Raw genomic sequence first — 22231 nt, forward strand, 5'->3', positions numbered from 1 at the left:
CATTTAGATCATTGTATATTTAATTTAACTGCTTATGTCTTCCTTTAAATCGATTCTAAGTCTTAGTAGTGTACATGAGGCATCAACGCCGACAAATTCCAAAACGTATAACCTAATGCACAGTGAGTTTAGCTTGAACCAATCTTTGCAAGGTGACGGAAAAGCTGTTGGTTTAGTAGAAGGAGGGACGATAATTTTGCACTTTGATCACTTTGCAGATCAGAATATAACAAAATGGGCATTTGGACACCGTGAGCGAAAAAACGGCCTGCTATCTTATTTGGATATTACAGGGATTGCATTTAACAAGATTGCCTTTAAAGATGCTTGTTGTGTTGCGTGTCATCTTAGCTACTCTAAGTTCGGAAATGATAATATTGTTACCACATTAGTTATTCAGGCTAATGAAATAGAGTTAAATGGAGTTGTTCATAAAAATGAATGGAAATAATTAAATCAAAATATTATGAACGTTAAAGCAATCTTATCAGTCGGATTTGAAGAATATGAATTAACGCATCTTGATTTTTCTGTCGAACAGGCAGTTGACGATAAAATGCAACCACAACACGAGGTTTACGGTGGAATTTTTGAAATTGAATTATCACAACAAGTAAGTCCGATCATGTACAAATGGATGGTGAATAATTGGGAACAGCGTGATGGTAAAATTGATTTTAAAGATGAAGGCGGGCAAACAATGAATACAATTCATTTTAATAAAGCTTACTGTGTAAATTATCGTCAACAAGTAAGTGCAACAGGAAGCCAGAGTTTAACAACATGGCTAACGATATCTGCCGGTAAAGTATTGTTTAATAATATTGAACTGGATAACCAGTGGGTCAAAAACTAGGCCATGAGTAAACAACAGGAAAGAGGGGGTAACCAAGCACCTTATCGGGTGTACAGCTTAATTGAATTTCAGAGACTTGCAACTATGGGCATTTGGCCTGGGGCAAATGTAGAAGGTATAGGCTACGTACATCAAGGAAGACCTATGCCTAAATATATATCAGTTTACAAATCAAAATGGACAAAAGGAATTCAGCCAAAAAGAACCACTCTTTTAGATCGGGTTAATTCTGGTATACTTTACGGTGGTATAGCAGCTGGTATATCTGAACACGGTAAATTTGGGTCTATTGCTTTACGTTACAGAGGCGTATTTAATCCTGTGTATTATAGATATAGTCCAAAGATGGGGAGAGGATGGTCAGGTGGATCAGCTGCTGCTATTGAAACTACCCAAGTAAGTGGAGGTAGCGGTTTGGGAAATATAACAGGTAGGTACATAGGTTGGGCTGGCATTGGAATTAGTGGATATACAGCAGTAGAGGCTTTACATGTAGGTGATGAGCAAGCATTTAAGAAAGCCTTTTACGATTCGGTTATGGGTGGGGTTGGACTTTATGGAGGGCCTGTAGGTTTTGTAATTAGTACGGTCTATTTTTTAATCGATCCATTAGACCCAAATAAAGGTATTAATGAGGCTCATAATGAGGAGTTAACTCCAATAGATAATACTAATGTTAATAAAAAAATAATGACATTAGATGAGCAGGCAGCAATGAGAGTAAGACAGTTAAATAGAATCGAAAAGCCAACTATCAAGCGCAAATTTTAAAATAGGTGAGGAAATACATAAAATGTTAGATGCAATAAAAAAAGCGTACCGTTATTATTTCTACAGGATGTATCTGTACACATTAAGCAGATGGAATAATAAAAAAAGTGTTGCAATAGTTTTTACTGATCTTTCGATGGCAGCCCCGTTAATGCTGAATTTTTATACATTGATTGTTCTGTTACACAAATTCTTTAATATTTGGTTTTTACCAGATTACAAAACGCACAAAATAGAGATATTCATTGCCATTTCAATCCTGGGCGTTATTTATATCTATCTAAACAATAAATATTTGATAAATAAACTAGATGACATTATTCATGAATTTAAGAATGAGGACAAGAAATCTTCCAGTATAAATGGCTGGATAGTCGCTATATATGTCATTGGCTCTTTTGCTGCTTTTTGGGGATTAGGATTTGCTACGATTGGCGGATAATCAGGTTTCTTTTCCTTTTGCATAAAACCCGGAAAAAACCATTAAAATGATTGAAAATCTATATGTGAGCTATCAATATTATTATTTTAGACTCTATTTGTTTTACCTTAAACAATGGAATAATAATAAAGAGCTTGCTAAATTTGCAACTACTTTTATTCTTTTAATATCCAATGTATCAAACATTGCCCTATTAGCCATTCTTTCAATTGGCTTGTTCAACATTAAAGAAAGATCATCTTTAGGGATCTCGACTTTATCAGGATTAAACTCAACAGTGTTAATAGTAATTATAATAGTTGTTGTAGTCTTAATAATTATAAATTACACCCTGCTTTTCTCTAAGCATCAGGAGATTATAGAGAAGTTTAATAATGAGAAAGATAAAGTCAATTATTCAAGAAATGGATGGTTTGTTTTGGTTTATGCCCTTGCTCCATTCTTAGCTTTTTTTTCACTTGCTTACTTTTTATAATTCCTCAGAATATGCTGGAATCACCTCAAGTCTAATAGAATTATAAAAATCCCCGCGCACTTGCGGCCTGCGGAGCCCTTTGCTCATACCTCTGCGTTCCCGCTTTTGCATTTACGGAGTGGTAGCCATCAAGTTCCCGCTATCAAGTTTGGGTAGTACCAGGCGTACGCAAACAATTAAAATACGTACGTCTCGGTTTCACAATACTAACTGTCATGCTTCTAGTTTATCCCTCAGTCTGGCCATATCTCCCCCCAGCTTGCTATCTACCACTTTACTGTAGATTTGTGTTGTGCTAAGTTTTTTATGCCCCAGCATCCTGCTAATGGTTTCGATAGGTACGCCATTGGTCAGGGTGACAGTGGTAGCAAAGGTATGACGGGCAATATGGAAGGTCAGGGGCTTGGTAATTCCACAAATGTCCGCAATCTCTTTTAAATACCCGTTTAACTTCTGATTGGAAATAACAGGCAATACTTTACCGTCTGCCAGTACTTGCGGATGCTGGTTATACTTTTCAATGATATGCAGTGCTTTCGGTAATAATGGAACTGTTACCGGGGTATTGGTCTTTTGTCTTTTAGTTTTTATCCAAAATTCGCCTTCTGCAACTTCGACAATATGCTGAGGTTTTAAATTGAATACATCAATATAGGCCAGTCCGGTATAACAACTGAATACAAACAGGTCTTTAATAGTCTGCAAACGTGAAATAGACATGGTTTTCGCCTCCAGGTTTGCCAGTTCCCATTCAGTTAAGCATTCACGTTCTACCTTTTCAAATTTTAGCTGGTAGGCATGAAACGGGTTTCTTTCCAGCCATTCCAGTTTTACCGCAAGATTGATCATCTTAAATAAACGTTCAAGGTGTTTCATTACCCCGTTATTTGCCATTGCTGATAAACCGTTTTTATCTTCTATCTGACGCAGATACATTTCAAGGTCGGTGATAAATTTATAATTAAGCTCTGAGAGGAATTTATCTTCTGTACCCTGCTTTTCTTTAAGGAACTGTAAGATATACTTTTGGGTCGTGTAGTAGTTTTTCATGGTTCCCCATTCCAGATTATCTTTTTCCTGCTGGTTATGGTAATCAATCAGTTTGGAAATGGTGAAATCCTGCTGATCTTTTCCTAAGAACTTATCTTTAATCAGATCGGCAGTAATTAATTTTTTCTGCAACAACAGCGTCTGATAGCTTTCAACAATTCCTGATCTGAATTTTTCGAGGTAATTGTTAAGCAAGGTTATTTCCTGTCTGCTCCCTTTTGCCATCCCTTTTTTTGTATTCCAGTTATCCTCTTCAATTGTCCTTTTAATGGCAATATCAGACCTTTTACCGTTTACGGTAATCCGGGCGTAGATAGGTGTCTTTCCGTTACTGGTAGTCTTGTATTTTCTCAAATAGAAGATTACTCCAAATGTGTTCTGCTGCATACTCATATCATTAAATTTGTTTACAAATGTTTTGTCATTGGCTTTAATGGTATTGTGCCCTATTTCAAGAGGGGCACAACAGACATCAAAAACAAGCAAAATAAAATATATAATTTATTGATAATCAGATAGATAAACCATGATTAGTGCCCTAATATAAATATTATAAATGGGGCACCGAATAGGGCACGTTTTTCTTGATTTCGATTGATATAGATAGGGCTGAGAAAAAACAAAAAACCCCTTAAATCTTTGATTTTAAGGGGTTTCGGTGCTTATTAGCACTTTTTGTGTCGGGGTGGCAGGATTCGAACCTACGACCTCCTGCTCCCAAAGCAGGCGCGATACCGGGCTACGCTACACCCCGAACTTGATCAACATTTCAGTTATAAATAACCTTCGTTGTTGTTGGGATTGCAAAAGTACAATAATATATTTAGTACGCAAATTTATTTTTCTTTTTTATCATTAAATAATTAGAAAATATGAACTATAATCCATTTTTATACCTATAATCAATTGATTAGTTGTTTTTTATGTAATGTTAAAGAGAGTTTCTTAAAGTCACCTTAAAAGGGATCTGAATATGCTCAGATGAATTACTAAGTAATAATTCGGCAGCTTTTTCTCCCATCATCTTAAAATCCGTTGAAATTGTAGTAATTCCATCCAGAATAATCTTCTTGATAGGGGTTTCATTGTAAGAGATTACACCGATATCTTTTCCTATCTGGTAATTACCTTCAATAATCTTCTCAATTAAGACTACCAGATCATCTTCAATCAAATTAATATAGACCGATCCTGACTCCATTTCATGATAATCAAGACTATTCAAAATCTCATTTTCATAATTATAATGCTGGCAGAAACGCAGAAACCCGAGGAGTATTTTTTTTGAATAGTAAGAATTTTGAGGGAAGATTATTTTTAGTTTATTATACTTTGATAACCTGTCAATCAGCTTTTCCAGCGCAGAAAAGATATCCTCTTCAAAATTCTCATATACCGCTCCAAAATCGCCCGTCACACCTTCGGCCAACTTGTCCATTAATATCAATTTCTCCTTGGCAATTGTATCAATCAGTTTATAGCCCATTTCTCTGTTTTCATAGAAATGAGGAATAATCACACATTTAGCATAATGATCTGCCTTATCCAGCAACAGCTTCTTGAATACATTAAAATCATTATTATAAATATAAAAATCAATAGCTGCTTCATTTCCTAAAGTAGCAGAAAAAGCATCGTAAATAATTTTTTTATGAATACTCAACTTATTAAAAAGCAGTAATACTTTAACCGGTCTTTGAAACTGAGTATGGACTATAAAAAAGCCTTTTCCAGCTACAGATTGTACCAGTCCCATTCTTTTGAGTTCATTATAAGCACGCTCTACCGTACTTCTGGCGGTTTCCAGCGCATAACTAAACTCATTGATGGAGGGAAGCACATCATTTTTTTTGATCTGCCCCGACTGAATTCCCTGTAGGATTGAATTGATCAGTTGCAAATACTTTGGTGTAATAGAATACGCATCAATCCTCGCAATTTTCAGGATGTTGTTCATGTTTAATGACAATTCTTTAGACTAATAAATTTACAGAATTAGAGTCCCGGCAAGAAATTTAGAAAAGAATTTTGCTTTAGAGAGATAGATGGCTTTTTTTGGTTACAAGAGTTGTTGTTGTCTAAACAAAATTATCAAAGGATTATAATGCGCTGAAATACAGTAAGTAGGCTGTTACAGGCAATCCATGAAAACCTTGTTCCGATTAATCCTTTAAGCAGTATCCATGTCTATACGTATAGGTTATGAAATTAAATAGGTTAAAAATTAAAACACACAAAAATGAAAACATTCAGAAATCTAATGCTATTGGCAGTAGTAGCATCCTTATTAAGTTCCTGCATTGTTCAGGATCGTGGATATAGACATTACAGACATGGTTATGGAGGTGGTTACTGGCATCGTGGCTATTAATCTATAAGCAGAAACAAATATAAGGGTGACTGGTACCCGGACAAAAGCATAGATGTCCGGATACCAGTCACCCTTTTTAAATTATTTTTAATGTTGCTGTAACCTTTTATCTGCTATGTCATCTTAAAGACATAACCTTTAAAAGATGAGAAATCTAACCACTGGTATTTTGGCCTGTATAATCAGCCTCTTTACACTTTCAGCAGCAAACTCCCAAACTAATAACGGTACCGGTAAACTTAGCGGTAAAGTTCAGGATGAAAAACATATCAACCAATCTTACGTTTCAGTAAGTTTATTAGCGGCCAAAGACTCAACGCTTATTAAAGGATCTATCACAGATGATAACGGAAGTTATCTTTTCGAGCGTTTACCAGAAGGACAATACCTGGTTGCTTTTAATATGATGGGTTATAACAAGGTTTTTAAAGGTCCGTATACTATCAATGCCACACATAAAAATTATAACATTGATAACGTAGAACTAATCCCATCATCTAAACAACTGAATAGCGTAAACATTGTTGCCCGTAAACCCCTTGTAGAAAGGCAGATTGATAAAACAGTACTGAATGTAGAGAACAGTGTTTTGGCAGCAGGCAACACAGCACTGGAAATTCTGGAAAAAGCACCCGGTGTGAGCGTTGATAAAGACGGCAATGTTAGTCTCAGAGGAAAAACTGGTGTAACAGTTATGCTGGATGGCAAACCAACTTACCTTTCCAGCGAACAGCTGGCCAACCTTTTACGCTCTACAGAAGGGAACGCCATACAATCTATAGAACTGATCACTAACCCTTCGGCTAAATATGATGCTGCGGGAAACTCAGGAATTATTAATATTAAACTAAAGAAAAACCGGAACTATGGTACCAACGGCTCTTTAACAGCAGGCGCAGGTTACGGAAAATATTATAAAGCAAACGGCGGGTTATCACTCAATCACAGAGAGAAAAAATTTAATGCATTCGGTGAATTTAATTTTGGGAAGAATAAAAGATTCCATAACCTGGATATTGATCGTGTTAATAATACCGCAACAGATCAAACCTTTTTCAGACAGACAAGTGCGCAGATAGGGCAGAGACAGAATTATAATTATAAGGCTGGTATAGATTATTTTATCAATGATAAAAATACAATTGGCGTAGCAGTGAACGGCTACAGAGCTACCGGTGATAATAATGATACTAAAGTGGTAACCTTGATTGGAAGTCAGCCATTTAAAACAGATTCATCAGTTGTAGCCTCTAACCCAAATCAATATAAATATACAGGTATCACTTACAATGTGAACTACAAAGGTACTATTGATACTGCTGGTCAGGAAATTTCGGCTGATGCAGATTATTCAAGATATAACGGATTACAGAACTCCAATTACAATAACACCTATTTAAATGCTGACGGCCAGCCTTCCAAAGCACCATATATCTTTAGAAACAGGACACCCTCATTGGTGAAAATATGGGCCGGAAAGGTGGATTATACTTTACCTATTAATAAAAAAATGAAACTGGAGACAGGATTGAAAAGCAGTAAAGTGAGCACAGACAATGTCTCTTCTTTTGAAAATTTCCTGAATAATAACTGGCAAAATGATCTTACCCGCAGCGATCACTTCATTTATGATGAAAATATAAATGCAGGTTATGTAAACCTAAACCGTGAATTCAAAGGATTAACTGTGCAATTGGGATTGAGAGCGGAACAAACTAACTCTAAAGGCAACTCCGTGTCCAAACAACAAATTTCTGACCGCCATTACTTTGATTTGTTCCCAAGTGTTTTTGTAAACCGGGTACTTTCTAAAAATCATGAAGTTGGTTTTTCTTACAGCAGAAGAATTGACCGTCCTGATTATGAAGATTTAAACCCTTTTGTGTATTTCGTGGATTTATATACTTATAGCATGGGAAATCCCTTTCTGAATCCTCAGTACACCAATTCTTTTGAAGTTTCCTACTCTTATAAAAAAACGATAAATGCTACCCTTGGCTACAGCCATACCAACAATGCTATTTCCAGGGTTCTGGTTTCCGATACAGCAAAGAAAACGTTGTTTATTTCTTCTCAGAATCTTGCACAAAAGAAATCATACAGCCTGAACATCAATTCCCCTTTAACCCTGTTTAAATGGTGGACGACAAATAATAACCTGACTGTTTTTTATAACGAATTCAGTACGCCAAATCTTTTGGGCATACCCTATAAAGGAGGTAAAACAGCTTTTAACTTTAATAGTAACCAGACCATCACTTTGAACAGTACCACAAATTTTGAGCTGTCAGGTTTTTACCGTTCGGCTCAGGTAGATGGAACATTGTCCGTAAAACCTATTTACGGTATTGATTTAGGTGTCAGCAAATCTTTCATGGAGAAAAAATTGAGCCTTAAACTAGCTGCAAATGATGTCTTTAACCTACAGAAATTCAGAATTACCAGTGAAATTCCATCTCAGATTTATTCAGTGAATGAGAAAAGTGAAACCAGGGTTTTCCGTTTAACTTGCAGCTATAGATTTGGCAGTACAGCCATTAAAGGGGCACGTAGGCGTTCTAAAGGATCATCTGAAGAAGAAAGCCGGGTGAGATCAGGAGGATAAGCGCAGCCCGGTACTGTCAATTATAAAGGTAATCCGATTTCGGCTTTTGACTGCGAGATCACTAACGAACTATGTACATTACCAACCCGTTCAAGCGGAGCAATCTTTTGACGAAGGAAAGCATTGTAAGCATGCATGTCAGGAATGATAATCTTTAACATGAAATCATACTTTCCCGTAATATGGTAACATTCCAGAACTTCAGGATAAGAAATCACGGTTTTCTGGAAGGATTCCAAAGCATCTTCACTATGACTGGTGAGTGCAATCTGTGGGAAAGCAACCAGGGAGGTTGTGATTTTTTCCCTGTCCAGTATGGCTACATATTTTTTAATATAACCCATTTCTTCCAGTCTTTTTCTCCGGTCAAAAATCGGAGAAATTGTTCTGTTCAGCTGATGTGCAAGTTCTTTATTGGTTAATCTTCCATTCTCCTGCAGAAGATTTAATATTCCCAAATCAGTAGGATCTAAATGCGAATTCATAAATAGAATTATTGGCTTAGTGTAAAGTTATTTGCAGGTAGATGATGATTCAAATATAGGGTATTTCATAATTGAGTTAGACCTAACTCATGTAAAAAAATAGCCCCATTAGGGGGATAGTGTAAAAATCAGTTTATAATTATTTGATGATAAAACGATTTTATAATAACGCATGACACAGATATCAGTAGGGTCATGCGCTACTATAAAATTTAATTAATTATGGCTGGTTCCACCAAAGAGGTGTTAATAACCGTGTCTTTTCAGAGTTATCACCCACATTTTTCGGATTTCTTGTTGCTTCATTTGTCTCATAAACCATCCCCTGGATCCATGGGTCAGCATCGTTTGAGGAGAAAATGGTTGTATTGATATTCAGTGGTTTTTTCAGCCCTGGGCCATAAATATCTTTGCTATAATCCATTCGCCGCATATCTACCCAGGTTTCATTATTTAAACATTGCGTAATATATTTCTGACGGAAAATGTGACTTAATCCCTGTGTCAGGTTGGAGAAATGTAAAGCAATGCCGTCACCAAGCTGCGCTGTCCAATACGCATTAATATCCGGCGCACTCACCTCCAGCTTTCTCATGTTAGCCTTTACACCAAGCTCATAATCTGTTAGAGCACCAGCTATATTGCCAGAACGTAATTTGGCTTCAGCTTCGATTAACTTCACTTCAGAATAAGTAATAAAAGGGAATGGAGAGGTAGTATTCGTATAATATCCACTCTTACTAAATGGGCCATAATCCGCAACCGCAGTTTTGGTCGCATCACCATTTGATCCATCGGCCAGTATACCCTGTCCACCAGCAAGAGCGCCGCCGGATCTTAATCCTCTGTACTTTCCATCAGATGCTGCGGGAAGCATAATCTTTTTGATGCGTGGATCCTGGTAAATATTGTTGGTTACCGGAAAGCTGGTTAACATATTGACAAAAAACTGGCTCCACGTAAAGTATCTTGGATCTGTAGTACTCGTAAAACCACCCCAGCTTGACCACGGGCTCTCGTCAGTTTGTAATGCACCTGCGATATAGTCAAACTGCGCATCCATACCATCTGCATTGAAAGCATTTTCGCAAGCCTCTATCACTTTTGCCGGATTATAAAGCGCTGTCTTTTTTGTTAAATGATTCAGGTAACGTGCTTTCAGTGCATAGGCAAAACGTTTCCATTTACTCACGTCACCCTGATAGAGGATATCTCCGTTTTTGGAATTCAGCGCAGCAGTTTTATTGGTGCCATCAAAAGCAACGATTGCTTCGTCCAGTAAGGTCTGAATCCGTTGATAAGCAGTTTGCTGATCATCAAATGAAGGAACAAGATTGATCCCCGAAACCCCATTGTAAAAATCATTCACCACAATTGAACCATATTGATCTGTCAGCATGCCGAGATTTAAGGCCAGTAATGTTTTACCTGCGCCTGTGAAATGCGGGTTCCCCTCAGTCTCCCCCAAATTGATGAGATCGACACAGTTTGGCATCGTATACACATACGCATTTTGCCAGAAAAAATAGGAAGCCGTATAACGCCACTGCTCTGCATTTCTGTTGGTGCCGGTATTTAATTGTGTGGTTCCATATTGTACTAACCCGGCAATTTCCCTGGAACCACGCCACATTGAAGCGCCATTGGTAGTGGTAATTGCACCGACCAAACGGTTTGCAGCAGAGACAGCAGTTGGATTGTTCGGATCGGTATTTACATCCAGATACTTTTTACAGGAGGTCGCCATTGTTAAAGCAGCAAGGCTTAAAATAGAAATAACTTTTATATGTAATGCTTTCATGATTGATAATATTAAAATGATAATCTCAAACCCAAATCAAATCCCCTTGTTGCCGGGATACCCAGATTGTCAAATCCAAAAGAACCTGAACCATTCACTCCGGCTCCGCTGCCTGAAACTTCGGGATCTACACCAGAATAGTTAGTGATCAGGATCAGGTTACGGCCAGTTAATGAAACCTGTAAATTGGATAACCCAATTCCCTTAATCCTTGCTTTTGGGAAACTATAACTTACTGTAGCATAGCGCAGGCGATACCAACTGCCATCCTCCACAAAATCATATCCTTGTTTAGCATATAATGTTTGATAATAATTCTGATCAAGATTGATACTTTTTGTATTCACTAACCCTGTAGACTCTATGATTCCATCAAAAACCCTGGTTGTTCTGTCCAGCGTTTTTTTGCTGGTGCCTGAATAAACCATGGCATTCTCTGTATTATTGAAAATATCGCCACCCCGTCTGATATCGATCATAAAGGATAAAGACAAATTTTTGTAAGTGAAAGTATTCGTAATTCCAGCTGTGAAATCTGGATTTCTATCACCAATTATGCTCAGCGCAGGTGCTACCTGTGGAGCTCCGTTATTATCTAACAGCAATTTTCCGTCACTATTGGTTTTCCATGTCGTTCCATTGATACCGAATAAAGAGCCATTCAGAAATGCAGCTGCCTGTGCCACGTTTGTGCCACCGGCAGCTACCCATGCATCTGATAATTCTATTCTGTCTAATTCTCCAGGTAATGATTTTACTGTCGATTTATTCTTTGCAAAGTTGAGATCTACAGACCATTTGAAATTTTGACTAACAACAGGCTGGATATTTAATATCGCTTCTACACCTCTGCTATTGATAGAACCACCATTCAGGTAAGCCAGGAAAGCACCAGATGAAGGCGTTGTCCGTGTACCAAGAATCTGATTATCCGAAGTAGAATTATAATAAGTTACATCCAACCCTATGCGGCTTTTGAAAAACCGGATATCTCCTCCAAGCTCAAAAGAATTGGTGAATTCAGGCTGAAGCAGCGGATTTCCATAATAACCACCTGAATTTATAATGAAGCCCCTTGGATTAATCGTAGAACTATTAGTTGTTGTACCTAATGTGGTTGCCAGTACATACGGAGGTGCATCCTTACCAACCCTTGCCCACGACGCTCTGAACTTTCCGAATGAAAATATCCGGTCATCAGACTTAAGTCCCATTTCCTTTAACACTTCAGAGAATAGGATAGAAGTACTTATCGCAGGATAAAAGAACGAACGCGCATCTTTCCTGACCGTAGATGACCAATCATTACGGCCACGGAAATTCAGGTAAACCAAATTTTTATAATCCAGATTTAAATCTGCAAAAACACCCATTATTCTCCTCCTGGTAATGTTATTGATACTTGTCCTGGTGTTTGGTAAAGTATTGTTCAGTGAAGTGAATGTCGGATCAATGAAACCCAGACCCGTTGTGGTTACCTCCTCATACGCAGTCGATTCAAGATTATGACCAAGCGTAAGGCTGGTGTTAAAATCGTCCCAAAAAGTCTTCTTTCCAGTAATTAACAAAGTAGACGTAGTGATCTGATTGGTAGAAGCTACTTCAGAAATAGCTCCTTTTTCTTCACCGACAACGGTTGTACCAGCACCTCTGATACTCTTAAACTTCTCATTATAGAAATCCGTTCCCAAACGATAAGTTACATTCAAAAAAGAAAACGGATCATATACTATGTTCCCATTGGCAATTATCCTGTTTACTTTATCGGTAATTGGTTTATAATTCCGGCTCCAGTACGGATTATCTATACCAGTAAGTGTCCGCTGACTGCCATCCGGATTTAGATAAACACTCATATTATCACTTGTTGGCCACAGCGCAGCACCCATTACACCGCTACCACTGCCCTGCAAAACATATTTACGGTCAGACTCTACATAATTCAGCGTTCCGCCAACCTTAAGTTTATCCGTAATTTTGCTATCTCCGCTTAACCTGAATGACTTGCGTTTGTAACTGGTATTTTCTACAATTCCCTGCTGGTCCAATAAACCAGCCGAAGCAAAAAAAGTAGTCTTTTCATTGCCACCACTTGCTGAAACATCATGTGTTTGCGAGAACCCTGTTTTAAAGAAATCACTAAGATTAGTGTAAACCGGGTCTCCTGCACTAAGAAGCGAACCCCATGAACCAGTAGCTACAGCATTAGAAACGCCCTGTTCTCCCTGTTTATAAGTAGATTGAAGTTCTGGCAGTTTATTGACCCGGTCAAAAGAGAAATTATTTGAATAAGTGAGCTTGCCGGCTCCGGAAACTCCCTTTTTTGTAGTAATTACAATCGCACCCGAAGCTGCCCGTAATCCATATAGTCCGGCAGCAGCAGGCCCTTTTAATACCGTAATACTCTCTATATCTTCCGGATTGATGTCAATTGCCCTGTTAGAGGCTGGTGCCGCACTTGCAACCAATCCGCCTTGTGAAACAGGCGTACTATTGTCAACAGGGATACCGTCTACAACAAAAAGTGGCTGGTTATTTCCACTTAACGAAGACCCGCCGCGAATATTAATACTCGCAGAAGAGCCCGGAGCACCGCTCGAATTATTGATTTGCACACCAGCAACTTTTCCCTGGAGTGCGTTTACAATATTAGGCTGATTAGATTCTACGATCTCCTTTGCCTTTACATTTTGTGTCGCATAACCCAGTCCGCGTACCTGTTGCTTCACTCCAAAAGCAGTTACAGCAACTTCATTCAAACCTTTTGAATCTTGTTTCAGACTAATGTTGATTGTGGTTGCCGTTCCAACAATTTGCTCCTGGTTCATCGAACCAATAAAAGAAAACACGATTATTTGCCCCTGTCTGGCTTTGATCGTATAATTTCCTTCCGTGTCAGACATCACGCCCAAAGCTGTTCCTTTAATTTTTACTGTGACTCCAGGGAGTGGTAATCCATCTTCTGCCGAAGTTACTTTTCCGGATACTATTTTTTCCTGTCCCGTAACCCGCAGGGAAAAGAATAAAACAGCCATCAGAAATAAGAGTATAATTCTTTTCATCTCATAGTGGTTTAAGTTGATTAATAAATTAATGTGTATTTGAAATAAGATAATAAATCCTATGAACATACCAAGACCACTTCGTGATTTTATCTGAATATAAACCGGAGAGAAAAATAAAATGCAAGGCCAGGTATGATGCTGGTCAAATGGCCGGAAAAGAAAAGGGAAGGAGGGGGGATTTGTCAAAAAAAGAACGGACAATAATGTCCGTTCTGCAATTCATTAATATTCTACAAATACCTCGTCCGGATAACACCATAACCAGCGTTCTCCAGGTTCGGCAGATGAGATTACCGGATGTTTACTTTCGTGATAATGTTTAGTCATGTGCTTTTGTGGGGAATCATCACAGCAAAGCGTTTGTCCGCAAGTCTGGCAGGTGCGTAAATGCATCCATTCAGTATGTTGCTTAATACACTCTTCGCAAACATAATCCTTACTTAATTTGACGTCTTTGATAGCAGTAATATGGCTGCAAACTTCTTGTTCATTCATTCCTTTGTTGTTTATGTTGTATAAAGTTAAATAATATATCCAATCAGTTTGTTTGAAACCCCATTCAGACAGACCCTTATTTATAATACAATCTGACGCTTTTAAACTGGCGCCCGTTATCATTTGAGAAGTTGGTTCGGCTATGTATAATTCTGTGGTTATTAAGTACTAAGAAATCCCCTTCATTCAGAAAATACTGCTCTCCAATTTCATTGATAATATCTTCAAGTTTTTTAAGTACATCCTTGGCAATGTGTAATAAAGTAGTAGTATTGATACTTTCCCCATTATAGCGCAGCTGATACTCTTCCTCTTTTTTAGTAAGCACTGCCGCTTTTCCCGAGCTGAATTCGAATATCGGTGTGCTTAAAATGTCTATATCAATTTCAGTCAGCTCAGCCAGGATTTTATCGACATTACATAACACCGCTGGTTTATTATCTAAATGAGCTGAATTCAGACATAAATGGGCTATAACGTCATGAAAATAGTCATCTTCACTGGATACCTCAAAATATTGCTCTGTGATAGGTGAACCCACTTCATTACAAATTGATTTAAAAAGATCGAGTGAATTGGCGGAAGTATTTTTAACAATACATCCAAATTTGTCTTTGTGTAAGTTCTCGGCTACTGATGTAGAAATGACAGAGACATAGTCATGTCGCAGCTCCTGATTCTGGAGATCGATGATGTGCATAATTGTAGAATTTAAATGTTTAAAATAGGTAGGTAGTTTTAATCACTACATGCAAGGTTAAAGACTATTTTTTGATATTCCAAAGGATATTTCACCTATTAGTGAATAATGGAACTTGCTCATACTGATACTTATTCGATGCTAAATCCCTTAATTTATTATGCACGAAAATGCGGGTGGCTCAAAAAAGAGCAAACAGGAATTGAGTTATTAAAAAATAAAAGGAGAGGCTATTTTTTAGCCTGAGTATAACTCCACTCTACAATCTGGCGGAGGCTTTTGATAATTCTATTTTGATCAGGCAGTTCATTGATATCCAGACCACAAAAAGTACTTCCATTCGACTTTGCATGTAAAATCAAATAATAGATCCCCCCAATTAAAATGGCCTGTATAGCTCTTATATCGACATCAGTTCCTCCAAAATGCGGATCAGTAAGCTTAAAAAGTTCATTTCCTAAAACCTCTCTGGCATCAGCTATTTCCCGCATCAATTCATTCTTTTCACTGATTTCCCAAAGAATGACCTTCTGCATTTCTTCTGCATCAAGGAAAAAGTTAAACTGGTCAACTAAGATCTGGCTGGCAAGCTCCTGGCCGAAGTTGCCTTGATTTGCTTCAATTAATTCCTGTATACCTTCAGAAAAGGCACTCCAGTAATCCTTTTGCCGTACATAAGTTTCTACAAGCTTATCGACATTTTCAAAATAAAGATAAATCAGTTTCTTATCAGCTTTGGCTTTAGCGGCAATATTATTTACCCCCAAACCCTTATACCCTTCGGTTTTTATAATTTCACCAACGGCATTCAGTAATTTCAGTCTGGTTTTTTCTTTATTCCTTATCGGCCCTTCGGTAATTTTTCTGACCATGCTACACGCTTTGTCCTGCAATATCAAGTTTTTGATTTACAAATTCAAACGCACTCAGGGCTTTATCTAATTGTTCCCTCGTATGAGTCGCCATTAAACTCATCCTTATCCGGGCATCTTTTTTCGCTACAGCAGGATATAATATTGGATTTGTATAGATACCAGCCTTCAATAATAACTTGCCAGCATCACCAGTTTTATGAGGATCTCCGATTTTAACAGGGATGATAGCAGACTCAGTAGTACCCGTATCTATCCCTATATCCAGGAGCCCTTTCTTAAAATAATTGATGTTTTCCCACAACTTTAACTGCCATTGTGGTTCTTCATCAATTAACTCAATCGCTTTAATGACACCCGCTGCTGCCGGTGTGCTGGTGGCCGAGAAAATCTGTTGCCTGGACTGGAATTTAAGAAAGTTGATCAGGTCGGGATTTGCAATCACATAACCGCCGATATTTCCAAATGTTTTACTGAAGGTTCCGGAAATAAGATCGACCTCATGAAGCAGGTCAGACTGCTCTAAAGCCCCTCTTCCAGTAGCGCCAAGTACTCCAATTCCATGCGCATCATCCACCATTACATAAGCACCATATTGCCTGGCTAATCCAACAATTTCCCGTAAAGGAGCAAGATCACCATCCTGAGAATAAACACCGTCAACGATCACCAGTTTAGTTCTGTACTGAGCTCTGGCAGCTTTTAAAATTCGTTCCAGAGACTCCATATGGTTATGAAGGAATGTTTTTGTATTCGTTAATATGCAACCCTCATAAACACTCGAGTGAACAGCCATATCAACTATTGCGAGATCCTCTTTCTGTAGAAGACTCATTAAAGTAGCGCTATTGGCCGTATAGCCTGTCGTATAAATTACCGATGAATCTTTGCTCCGCTTGAAGAAACTTGCAATTTTCTCTTCTAAAATCTCATGATAAGAGAAATGCCCGCCAATTAACGGTGATGCCCCCGCACCAGTTCCGAAATCTATTATTCCCTGTATCGCAGCCGCTTTTACTTTCGGATGCTGTGTAAAACCCAGGTAATCATTGGAAACAAAGCTTACATAATCAAAACCCGCCTGATGTATTGAAGTTTTTACACGCATTTCCGGCCCGCAGCCTGAGAAATTCTGAAGACGGTAATTCATGTGGCCATTATCCTGCATGTATTGCAGAAAATCGCCGAAAACAGCTGCCCTGTCATACATATCATGACCTTCAATGTTCTCGAAATTTTTAAAAGTAGCGGTTGCGAAATCCATTTTCATGGCTGTATAAGATTGATAAATGAGCGAAAATAATTTAATACAATGCTAATCAACGTAGTTTGAGTTTGCAAATAAATTTCACACTACACCGAATGATGATGATTTGTCTATATTTACGCCGTGAAAAGGGCATTTTTATACGTACTATTTCCAATTCTTTTTCTGAATACCTCTTTCTCCGAAGTATTCAAAGTGCCTCATCTTATCTCACATTTTCAGCAGCATCATCAGCAAAACAGCGAAGTTGGAATTATTGATTTCCTGTCTATGCACTATTTTGGTGAAGACTTAAACGATAATGATGACGAAGAGGATATGAAACTGCCATTTAAAAAGATCAGCAGCCAGGGACATATTTCCCAGGCCATTTCTTTTTCAAAAGTTATTCAATTTAAACCACATTATATCTTTTTGCCGGATGCTCCGGTTAAACCTGAGCAACACTGGTTGTGTAATCCTGCGCTGGAGAATTTGTTCAGACCTCCCAGAGTATAAATTCTTCTTTTAAAATTCCGCAGAAGCCCTTTAACTGGCTTCTATTCTAGTGTTATGGAAAAATATTTCCATAACTGACGTATTCCTGTTTTTTAAATAATTAGAAATTATGCTTAACCTGATTATTAGCTTTTCTATAAAGAATAAGCTGATCATTGGTCTTTTTGTACTCACGCTGATAGGCTGGGGTACTTATGAGGTCACTAAATTACCCATAGACGCACTTCCGGATATCACCGATAACCAGGTTCAGGTGATTACTGTATCACCTTCTCTTGGCGCACCAGATATTGAAAGATTAATTACATTTCCTATCGAGCAGGCTTGCAGCAGTATCTCCGGCCTTAAACAAATCAGAAGTTTTTCCCGCTTTGGGCTTTCGCTGGTTACCATCGTATTCAATGAAGAAACCGATGTTTACTGGGCCCGCCAGCAGATCAGTGAAAAATTACAACAAGTACAGCAAGAGATCCCGGCAGGTGTGGGATCGCCGCAAATGGCTCCTGTGTCAACCGGACTTGGTGAGATTTATCAATATGTGGTCAGGCCACTCAAAGGATATGAAGATCAATACGATGCGACAGAACTCCGGACTATTCAGGACTGGATTGTACGCCGCCAGCTTTTAGGTACACCCGGTATTGCAGAAGTTTCCAGTTTTGGCGGTAAACTCAAACAATATGAAATCGCCGTTCGCCAGGAACAATTGAAAGCTCACAATCTTACCATAGCTGATGTATTCAGCGCTTTGGAAAGAAACAATGAAAATACCGGGGGCGCTTATATCGAAAAAGGCCCTACCGTATTATACATCAGAAGTGAAGGATTGACTGCCACTACGCAGGATATTCAGCAGATTGTAGTAAAAACACTGGAAAATGGTACACCCTTACTCATGAAAGATGTGGCAACTGTTCAGTACGGCGCTGCAATCAGGTATGGCGCGATGACCTATAATGATCAGGGCGAAGTAGCTGGTGCCGTAGTCATGATGCTGAAAGGCGAAAACTCCTCTGTAGTTGTTAAGAGAGTTAAAGATAAGATTGCAGAAATACAGAAAATGCTGCCAAAAGGAGTAGTTATTGAGCCCTTTCTGGATCGGACAAAAATGGTGGATAATGCTATTCATACCGTAGAAACCAATTTATTAGAAGGTGCGCTGATTGTTATTTTTGTTCTCGTATTCTTTCTCGGTAACCTCAGAGCAGGATTGATCGTATCTTCAGTTATCCCGCTCTCCATGTTATTTGCGATTATTCTGATGAATAAATTTGGCGTTGGCGGAAACCTGATGTCGCTGGGTGCAATAGATTTCGGGCTGATTGTCGATGGCTCAGTTATCGTTGTCGAAGCTATCTTGCACCGCTTTTCACATTCCAAACAATTCAGAAAAGCAGGGCACATCAACCAGGATGAGATGGATAAAGAAGTCGGAAAATCAACTGGTTCTATGATTAAATCGGCTGTTTTCAGCCAGATCATTATCCTGATCGTTTATTTGCCAATTCTTTCACTCGAAGGTATTGAAGGAAAGATGTTTAAACCGATGGCGTTTACAATTGCATTTGCCATTCTGGGTGCATTTATTTTATCTGTTACTTACGTTCCGATGATGTCAGCGCTATGCCTCAGTAAAAACCTGAAGCATGAGAAAAATATGACTGACCGTTTGATGGCATGGCTGGAAAGAAGATATCAGCCACTGCTCAGTAAAGTGCTGCATTTCCCTAAAACTTTGATCCTGATTACGCTCTCTTTATTTGTAGTTGCTGTATTTATACTGACCCGTTTAGGGGGAGAATTTATTCCCCAGCTCGAAGAAGGCGATTTTGCTGTTGAAACCAGGTTATTGACCGGGAGTAACTTAAATAACACGATTGAAACCACACAAAAAGCCGCTAAGATTCTGTTAAAAGAATTTCCGGAAGTACAGAAAATAGTGACCAAGATTGGAAGTGCCGAAATTCCTACAGATCCGATGCCCTTTGAAGCAGGGGATATGATGGTTATCCTTAAGGATAAAAAAGAATGGACTTCCGCTAAATCATTTCCTGAATTAAGTGCAAAAATGACAAAAGCGCTCGAAGTTGTTCCGGGCATTACAGTTGGATTTCAATTTCCTGTTCAAATGCGTTTCAATGAATTGATGACAGGGGCGAGGCAGGATGTGGTCTGTAAGATTTTTGGAGAAGATCTGGATTCTCTGGCTAATTATGCCCATCGTTTAACTGGAATCATCCAAACCGTTAAAGGAGCGATTAACATTTACGAAGAAAAAGTAAATGGGATGCCTCAGGTTGTGGTGAAATATAACAGAGAAGGCATGGCTAAATACGGCCTGAATGTAAGTGATGTAAACCGGGTTGTGAATACAGCCTTCGCGGGTCAGGTCGCAGGCCAGGTTTATGAAGGAGAAAAGCGATTTGATATGGTGGTCAGGTTAGATGGGGAAGCGCGCAAAAATATTGCTGATATCCGTAACCTGATGATCCCTGCAAAAACCGGTGGTCAGATCCCATTGTCTTTGGTGGCTTCAGTGGAAGAAGTTGAAGGTGTGAACCAGATTCAGCGGGAAGACACTAAACGCAGGATTATCATTGGATTTAACATCAAAGACAGGGATGTACAATCCATAGTAGAAGAATTACAGCAGAAAGTTGGAAAAGAACTCCACCTGAATAAAGGTTATACCATACAATACGGAGGCTCATTTGAGAATATGACTGCTGCCAAAGCAAGATTAAGTATTGTAGTACCTATTGCACTTTTACTGATCTTTTTACTGCTTTACTTCGCTTTTAGTTCAGTAAAACAAGGATTGTTAATTTATACAGCCATTCCGTTATCAGCTATTGGCGGGATTCTGGCACTCTGGATGAGAGACCTTCCCTTTAGTATTTCTGCCGGAGTAGGTTTTATTGCTTTATTCGGCGTAGCTGTTTTAAACGGGATTCTTTTGGTAACTGAATTTAACAGGCTGAAAAAAGAAGGCTGGACGGATGTTAAACGGATTGTGATCCATGCTACCAAATCAAAGCTCAGGGCTGTTCTGATGACCGCTTTGGTTCCTTCCCTTGGATTTATTCCAATGGCTATCAGTACAGGTGCCGGTGGAGCTGTACAGAAACCACTGGCCACCGTTGTGATTGGTGGTCTGATCGTCTCTACTTTACTTACCCTATTCGTTTTACCTATGCTTTATATACTCTTTGAAAAAGGATTTAAATATTTCAGGCCGCAAAAGACAATAGCTGCCGTAATTATTTTGTTCTTCATCAGCTTCCATTCAACTGCTCAGCAAAAAATACATTTGCCGGCGGCAATAGACAGTGCGTTAAAAAATAACAATGCCCTGCGGGTTTCTGTGCTGGAAACCAGTTATCACCGTGAACTAAAAAAGAGCAGTTTTGATGTTCAGAAAGCGAATGCAGGATTTGAATTTGGTCAGTATAACAGTTTAAACAATGACAACAGATTTTCTATCTCCCAAAGCATTGATTTCCCTTCAGTTTATACCCGGCAGTCGGCTATCTATAAAACCAATATCCTGTTAAGTGAAACAGGCCAGTTGCAACAACAACTGGAACTGAAAACAAGAGTTAAATCTACTTATTACGGCTTACTGGTTCTGGAAAATAAACGCAGGTTATTGCTACAAGCAGATAGCATTTATGGTAATTTTCTGAAGAAGGCTGAACAACGTTTTAGTTCGGGAGATGTTGACGCATTGGAACTTGCAACAGCGAGAAACCAGCGTTCACAAATCTCCAATCAGCTGGAAATTCTAAAAACAGATTATGAAGTATTAGTGAACCGCTTTAACCTGTTATTGAATAGCCAGGGCAAATTGGTTCCTGAAACCGATAGTGTACTATATAAGCTTGGTTCTTTGCCAGCGGCTGATCAGATTGCAGCTAATCCTTCGTTAAAATTACAGCAACAGCAGATTCTGCTTTCTCAGCAACAATATAAATTAGAAAAGAGCAAACTCATGCCTTCTTTAAATGTGGGCTATAGTAACGCAAGTATTGTAGGCTTTCAAACTATAAGTTCGGGCGCTGAATTATATTTTGATAAAGGTAAACGGTTCTCCTCAGTAAATATCGGAGTTGGAATCCCCTTGTTTTTTGGTGCGCAACGTTCCAGGATCAAAGCCTCGAATGTCTTAATCAGACAGCGCGAACAGGAATTTTCTGTGATCGAACAGGAATTGAATAACAGGATGGCAGACGCGTTGAAAATTTATGCGCAGCACAGCAGACTGGTCACCTCTTATCAAAGCTCAATTTTACCCAATGCTTCTAAAATAATTACTATTACCACCGATAAATTAAATGCCGGGGAAATTGGTTATCTGGATTGGGTGATCTTAATCAATCAATCTATACAAATCCGTAGTGAATATTTCAATACTGTTCAGCAACTGAATGAAGCAGCCTTTGAAATAGAAAAAATAAGTGCCATTAACTAAGTTTATA

Annotated in this window: 18 protein-coding genes and 1 tRNA gene; 9 read left to right on the forward strand and 10 right to left on the reverse strand. The window is 38.6% G+C overall.

Going from position 1 to position 22231, the window contains the following annotated elements:
- Positions 1-34 precede the first annotated feature (34 nt).
- The 5 genes from tssD (HDE70_RS16090) to HDE70_RS16110 all read left to right on the forward strand — a co-directional run bounded on the left by tssD (HDE70_RS16090) (position 35) and on the right by HDE70_RS16110 (position 2544).
- Complete coding sequence (gene tssD, locus HDE70_RS16090) at positions 35-451, forward strand: type VI secretion system tube protein TssD (protein WP_183891231.1); 417 nt, start codon at positions 35-37, stop codon at positions 449-451.
- 15 nt (positions 452-466) lie between these two features.
- The gene (gene tssD / locus HDE70_RS16095; protein WP_183891232.1) at positions 467-856 is read left to right on the forward strand and encodes a type VI secretion system tube protein TssD; all 390 of its coding nucleotides are present in this window, start codon (positions 467-469) and stop codon (positions 854-856) included.
- Positions 857-859: 3 nt separating this feature from the next.
- Positions 860-1627, forward strand: a complete 768-nt coding sequence (locus tag HDE70_RS16100) for a hypothetical protein (RefSeq protein WP_183891233.1) — start codon at positions 860-862, stop codon at positions 1625-1627.
- Positions 1628-1922: 295 nt separating this feature from the next.
- Positions 1923-2069, forward strand: a complete 147-nt coding sequence (locus tag HDE70_RS16105; protein ID WP_170132780.1) for a hypothetical protein — start codon at positions 1923-1925, stop codon at positions 2067-2069.
- A 46-nt stretch (positions 2070-2115) separates the two neighbouring features.
- Complete coding sequence (locus HDE70_RS16110) at positions 2116-2544, forward strand: hypothetical protein (protein ID WP_183891234.1); 429 nt, start codon at positions 2116-2118, stop codon at positions 2542-2544.
- A 213-nt stretch (positions 2545-2757) separates the two neighbouring features.
- On the opposite strand, the gene HDE70_RS16115 is transcribed toward HDE70_RS16110, so the two are convergent.
- From HDE70_RS16115 to HDE70_RS16125, 3 genes are all read right to left on the reverse strand, one after another.
- Positions 2758-3981 carry a site-specific integrase gene (locus HDE70_RS16115; protein ID WP_317617416.1) on the reverse strand — a complete coding sequence of 408 codons (1224 nt, stop codon included), beginning with the start codon at positions 3979-3981 and terminating at the stop codon, positions 2758-2760.
- Between the two features lie 293 nt (positions 3982-4274).
- Positions 4275-4348 (reverse strand) — tRNA-Pro (locus HDE70_RS16120).
- Positions 4349-4525: 177 nt separating this feature from the next.
- Positions 4526-5551, reverse strand: coding sequence for a GntR family transcriptional regulator (locus tag HDE70_RS16125; protein WP_183891236.1), 1026 nt, complete (start codon positions 5549-5551; stop codon positions 4526-4528).
- A 282-nt stretch (positions 5552-5833) separates the two neighbouring features.
- Here HDE70_RS16125 and HDE70_RS27320 point away from each other — a divergent pair, with 282 nt between their 5' ends.
- Together HDE70_RS27320 and HDE70_RS16130 are read left to right on the forward strand one after the other, a co-directional pair.
- On the forward strand, positions 5834-5965 hold the full coding sequence (locus HDE70_RS27320) for a hypothetical protein (RefSeq protein ID WP_260160926.1): 132 nt from the start codon (positions 5834-5836) through the stop codon (positions 5963-5965).
- 145 nt (positions 5966-6110) lie between these two features.
- Complete coding sequence (locus HDE70_RS16130; protein ID WP_183891237.1) at positions 6111-8570, forward strand: outer membrane beta-barrel protein; 2460 nt, start codon at positions 6111-6113, stop codon at positions 8568-8570.
- 20 nt (positions 8571-8590) lie between these two features.
- Here HDE70_RS16130 and HDE70_RS16135 read toward each other — a convergent pair whose 3' ends face one another.
- The 7 genes from HDE70_RS16135 to HDE70_RS16165 form a co-directional block, all read right to left on the reverse strand.
- Positions 8591-9055 (reverse strand): Lrp/AsnC family transcriptional regulator, encoded by a 465-nt coding sequence (locus tag HDE70_RS16135; RefSeq protein ID WP_183868136.1) that lies wholly within the window; start codon positions 9053-9055, stop codon positions 8591-8593.
- Between the two features lie 220 nt (positions 9056-9275).
- Positions 9276-10856 carry a SusD/RagB family nutrient-binding outer membrane lipoprotein gene (locus tag HDE70_RS16140; protein WP_183891238.1) on the reverse strand — a complete coding sequence of 527 codons (1581 nt, stop codon included), beginning with the start codon at positions 10854-10856 and terminating at the stop codon, positions 9276-9278.
- An 11-nt stretch (positions 10857-10867) separates the two neighbouring features.
- Positions 10868-13918 carry a SusC/RagA family TonB-linked outer membrane protein gene (locus HDE70_RS16145; protein ID WP_183891239.1) on the reverse strand — a complete coding sequence of 1017 codons (3051 nt, stop codon included), beginning with the start codon at positions 13916-13918 and terminating at the stop codon, positions 10868-10870.
- A gap of 225 nt (positions 13919-14143) precedes the next feature.
- Positions 14144-14416: a UBP-type zinc finger domain-containing protein gene (locus HDE70_RS16150; protein ID WP_183891240.1), complete on the reverse strand. Its 273-nt coding sequence runs from the start codon at positions 14414-14416 to the stop codon at positions 14144-14146.
- 76 nt (positions 14417-14492) lie between these two features.
- Positions 14493-15116 (reverse strand): TauD/TfdA family dioxygenase, encoded by a 624-nt coding sequence (locus HDE70_RS16155; protein ID WP_183868140.1) that lies wholly within the window; start codon positions 15114-15116, stop codon positions 14493-14495.
- Between the two features lie 230 nt (positions 15117-15346).
- The gene (locus tag HDE70_RS16160) at positions 15347-15988 is read right to left on the reverse strand and encodes a TetR/AcrR family transcriptional regulator (protein ID WP_183868141.1); all 642 of its coding nucleotides are present in this window, start codon (positions 15986-15988) and stop codon (positions 15347-15349) included.
- Position 15989: 1 nt separating this feature from the next.
- Positions 15990-17258, reverse strand: coding sequence for an aminotransferase class I/II-fold pyridoxal phosphate-dependent enzyme (locus tag HDE70_RS16165; protein WP_183891241.1), 1269 nt, complete (start codon positions 17256-17258; stop codon positions 15990-15992).
- Between the two features lie 120 nt (positions 17259-17378).
- On the opposite strand from HDE70_RS16165, the gene HDE70_RS16170 reads away from it, so the two are divergent.
- Together HDE70_RS16170 and HDE70_RS16175 are read left to right on the forward strand one after the other, a co-directional pair.
- Complete coding sequence (locus HDE70_RS16170; protein WP_183868143.1) at positions 17379-17753, forward strand: hypothetical protein; 375 nt, start codon at positions 17379-17381, stop codon at positions 17751-17753.
- Between the two features lie 109 nt (positions 17754-17862).
- Positions 17863-22224, forward strand: coding sequence for a CusA/CzcA family heavy metal efflux RND transporter (locus HDE70_RS16175; RefSeq protein WP_183891242.1), 4362 nt, complete (start codon positions 17863-17865; stop codon positions 22222-22224).
- The last annotated feature ends 7 nt before the right edge of the window (positions 22225-22231 follow it).

It is taken from the genome of Pedobacter cryoconitis, from assembly GCF_014200595.1.
Classification (GTDB): domain Bacteria; phylum Bacteroidota; class Bacteroidia; order Sphingobacteriales; family Sphingobacteriaceae; genus Pedobacter; species Pedobacter cryoconitis_C.

Excerpts from the sequence above, each read along its gene's own strand:
- HDE70_RS16125 (WP_183891236.1), bottom strand. The coding sequence starts at position 5,551 with ATGAACAACATCCTGAAAATTGCGAGGATTGATGCGTATTCTATTACA.
- HDE70_RS16175 (WP_183891242.1), top strand. The coding sequence starts at position 17,863 with ATGCTTAACCTGATTATTAGCTTTTCTATAAAGAATAAGCTGATCATT.
- HDE70_RS16160 (WP_183868141.1), bottom strand. The coding sequence starts at position 15,988 with ATGGTCAGAAAAATTACCGAAGGGCCGATAAGGAATAAAGAAAAAACC.
- HDE70_RS16155 (WP_183868140.1), bottom strand. The coding sequence starts at position 15,116 with ATGCACATCATCGATCTCCAGAATCAGGAGCTGCGACATGACTATGTC.
- HDE70_RS16130 (WP_183891237.1), top strand. The coding sequence starts at position 6,111 with ATGAGAAATCTAACCACTGGTATTTTGGCCTGTATAATCAGCCTCTTT.
- HDE70_RS16115 (WP_317617416.1), bottom strand. The coding sequence starts at position 3,981 with ATGCAGCAGAACACATTTGGAGTAATCTTCTATTTGAGAAAATACAAG.
- HDE70_RS16110 (WP_183891234.1), top strand. The coding sequence starts at position 2,116 with ATGATTGAAAATCTATATGTGAGCTATCAATATTATTATTTTAGACTC.
- HDE70_RS16165 (WP_183891241.1), bottom strand. The coding sequence starts at position 17,258 with ATGAAAATGGATTTCGCAACCGCTACTTTTAAAAATTTCGAGAACATT.
- HDE70_RS16145 (WP_183891239.1), bottom strand. The coding sequence starts at position 13,918 with ATGAAAAGAATTATACTCTTATTTCTGATGGCTGTTTTATTCTTTTCC.
- tssD (WP_183891231.1), top strand. The coding sequence starts at position 35 with ATGTCTTCCTTTAAATCGATTCTAAGTCTTAGTAGTGTACATGAGGCA.
- tssD (WP_183891232.1), top strand. The coding sequence starts at position 467 with ATGAACGTTAAAGCAATCTTATCAGTCGGATTTGAAGAATATGAATTA.
- HDE70_RS27320 (WP_260160926.1), top strand. The coding sequence starts at position 5,834 with ATGAAAACATTCAGAAATCTAATGCTATTGGCAGTAGTAGCATCCTTA.
- HDE70_RS16135 (WP_183868136.1), bottom strand. The coding sequence starts at position 9,055 with ATGAATTCGCATTTAGATCCTACTGATTTGGGAATATTAAATCTTCTG.
- HDE70_RS16100 (WP_183891233.1), top strand. The coding sequence starts at position 860 with ATGAGTAAACAACAGGAAAGAGGGGGTAACCAAGCACCTTATCGGGTG.
- HDE70_RS16140 (WP_183891238.1), bottom strand. The coding sequence starts at position 10,856 with ATGAAAGCATTACATATAAAAGTTATTTCTATTTTAAGCCTTGCTGCT.
- HDE70_RS16150 (WP_183891240.1), bottom strand. The coding sequence starts at position 14,416 with ATGAATGAACAAGAAGTTTGCAGCCATATTACTGCTATCAAAGACGTC.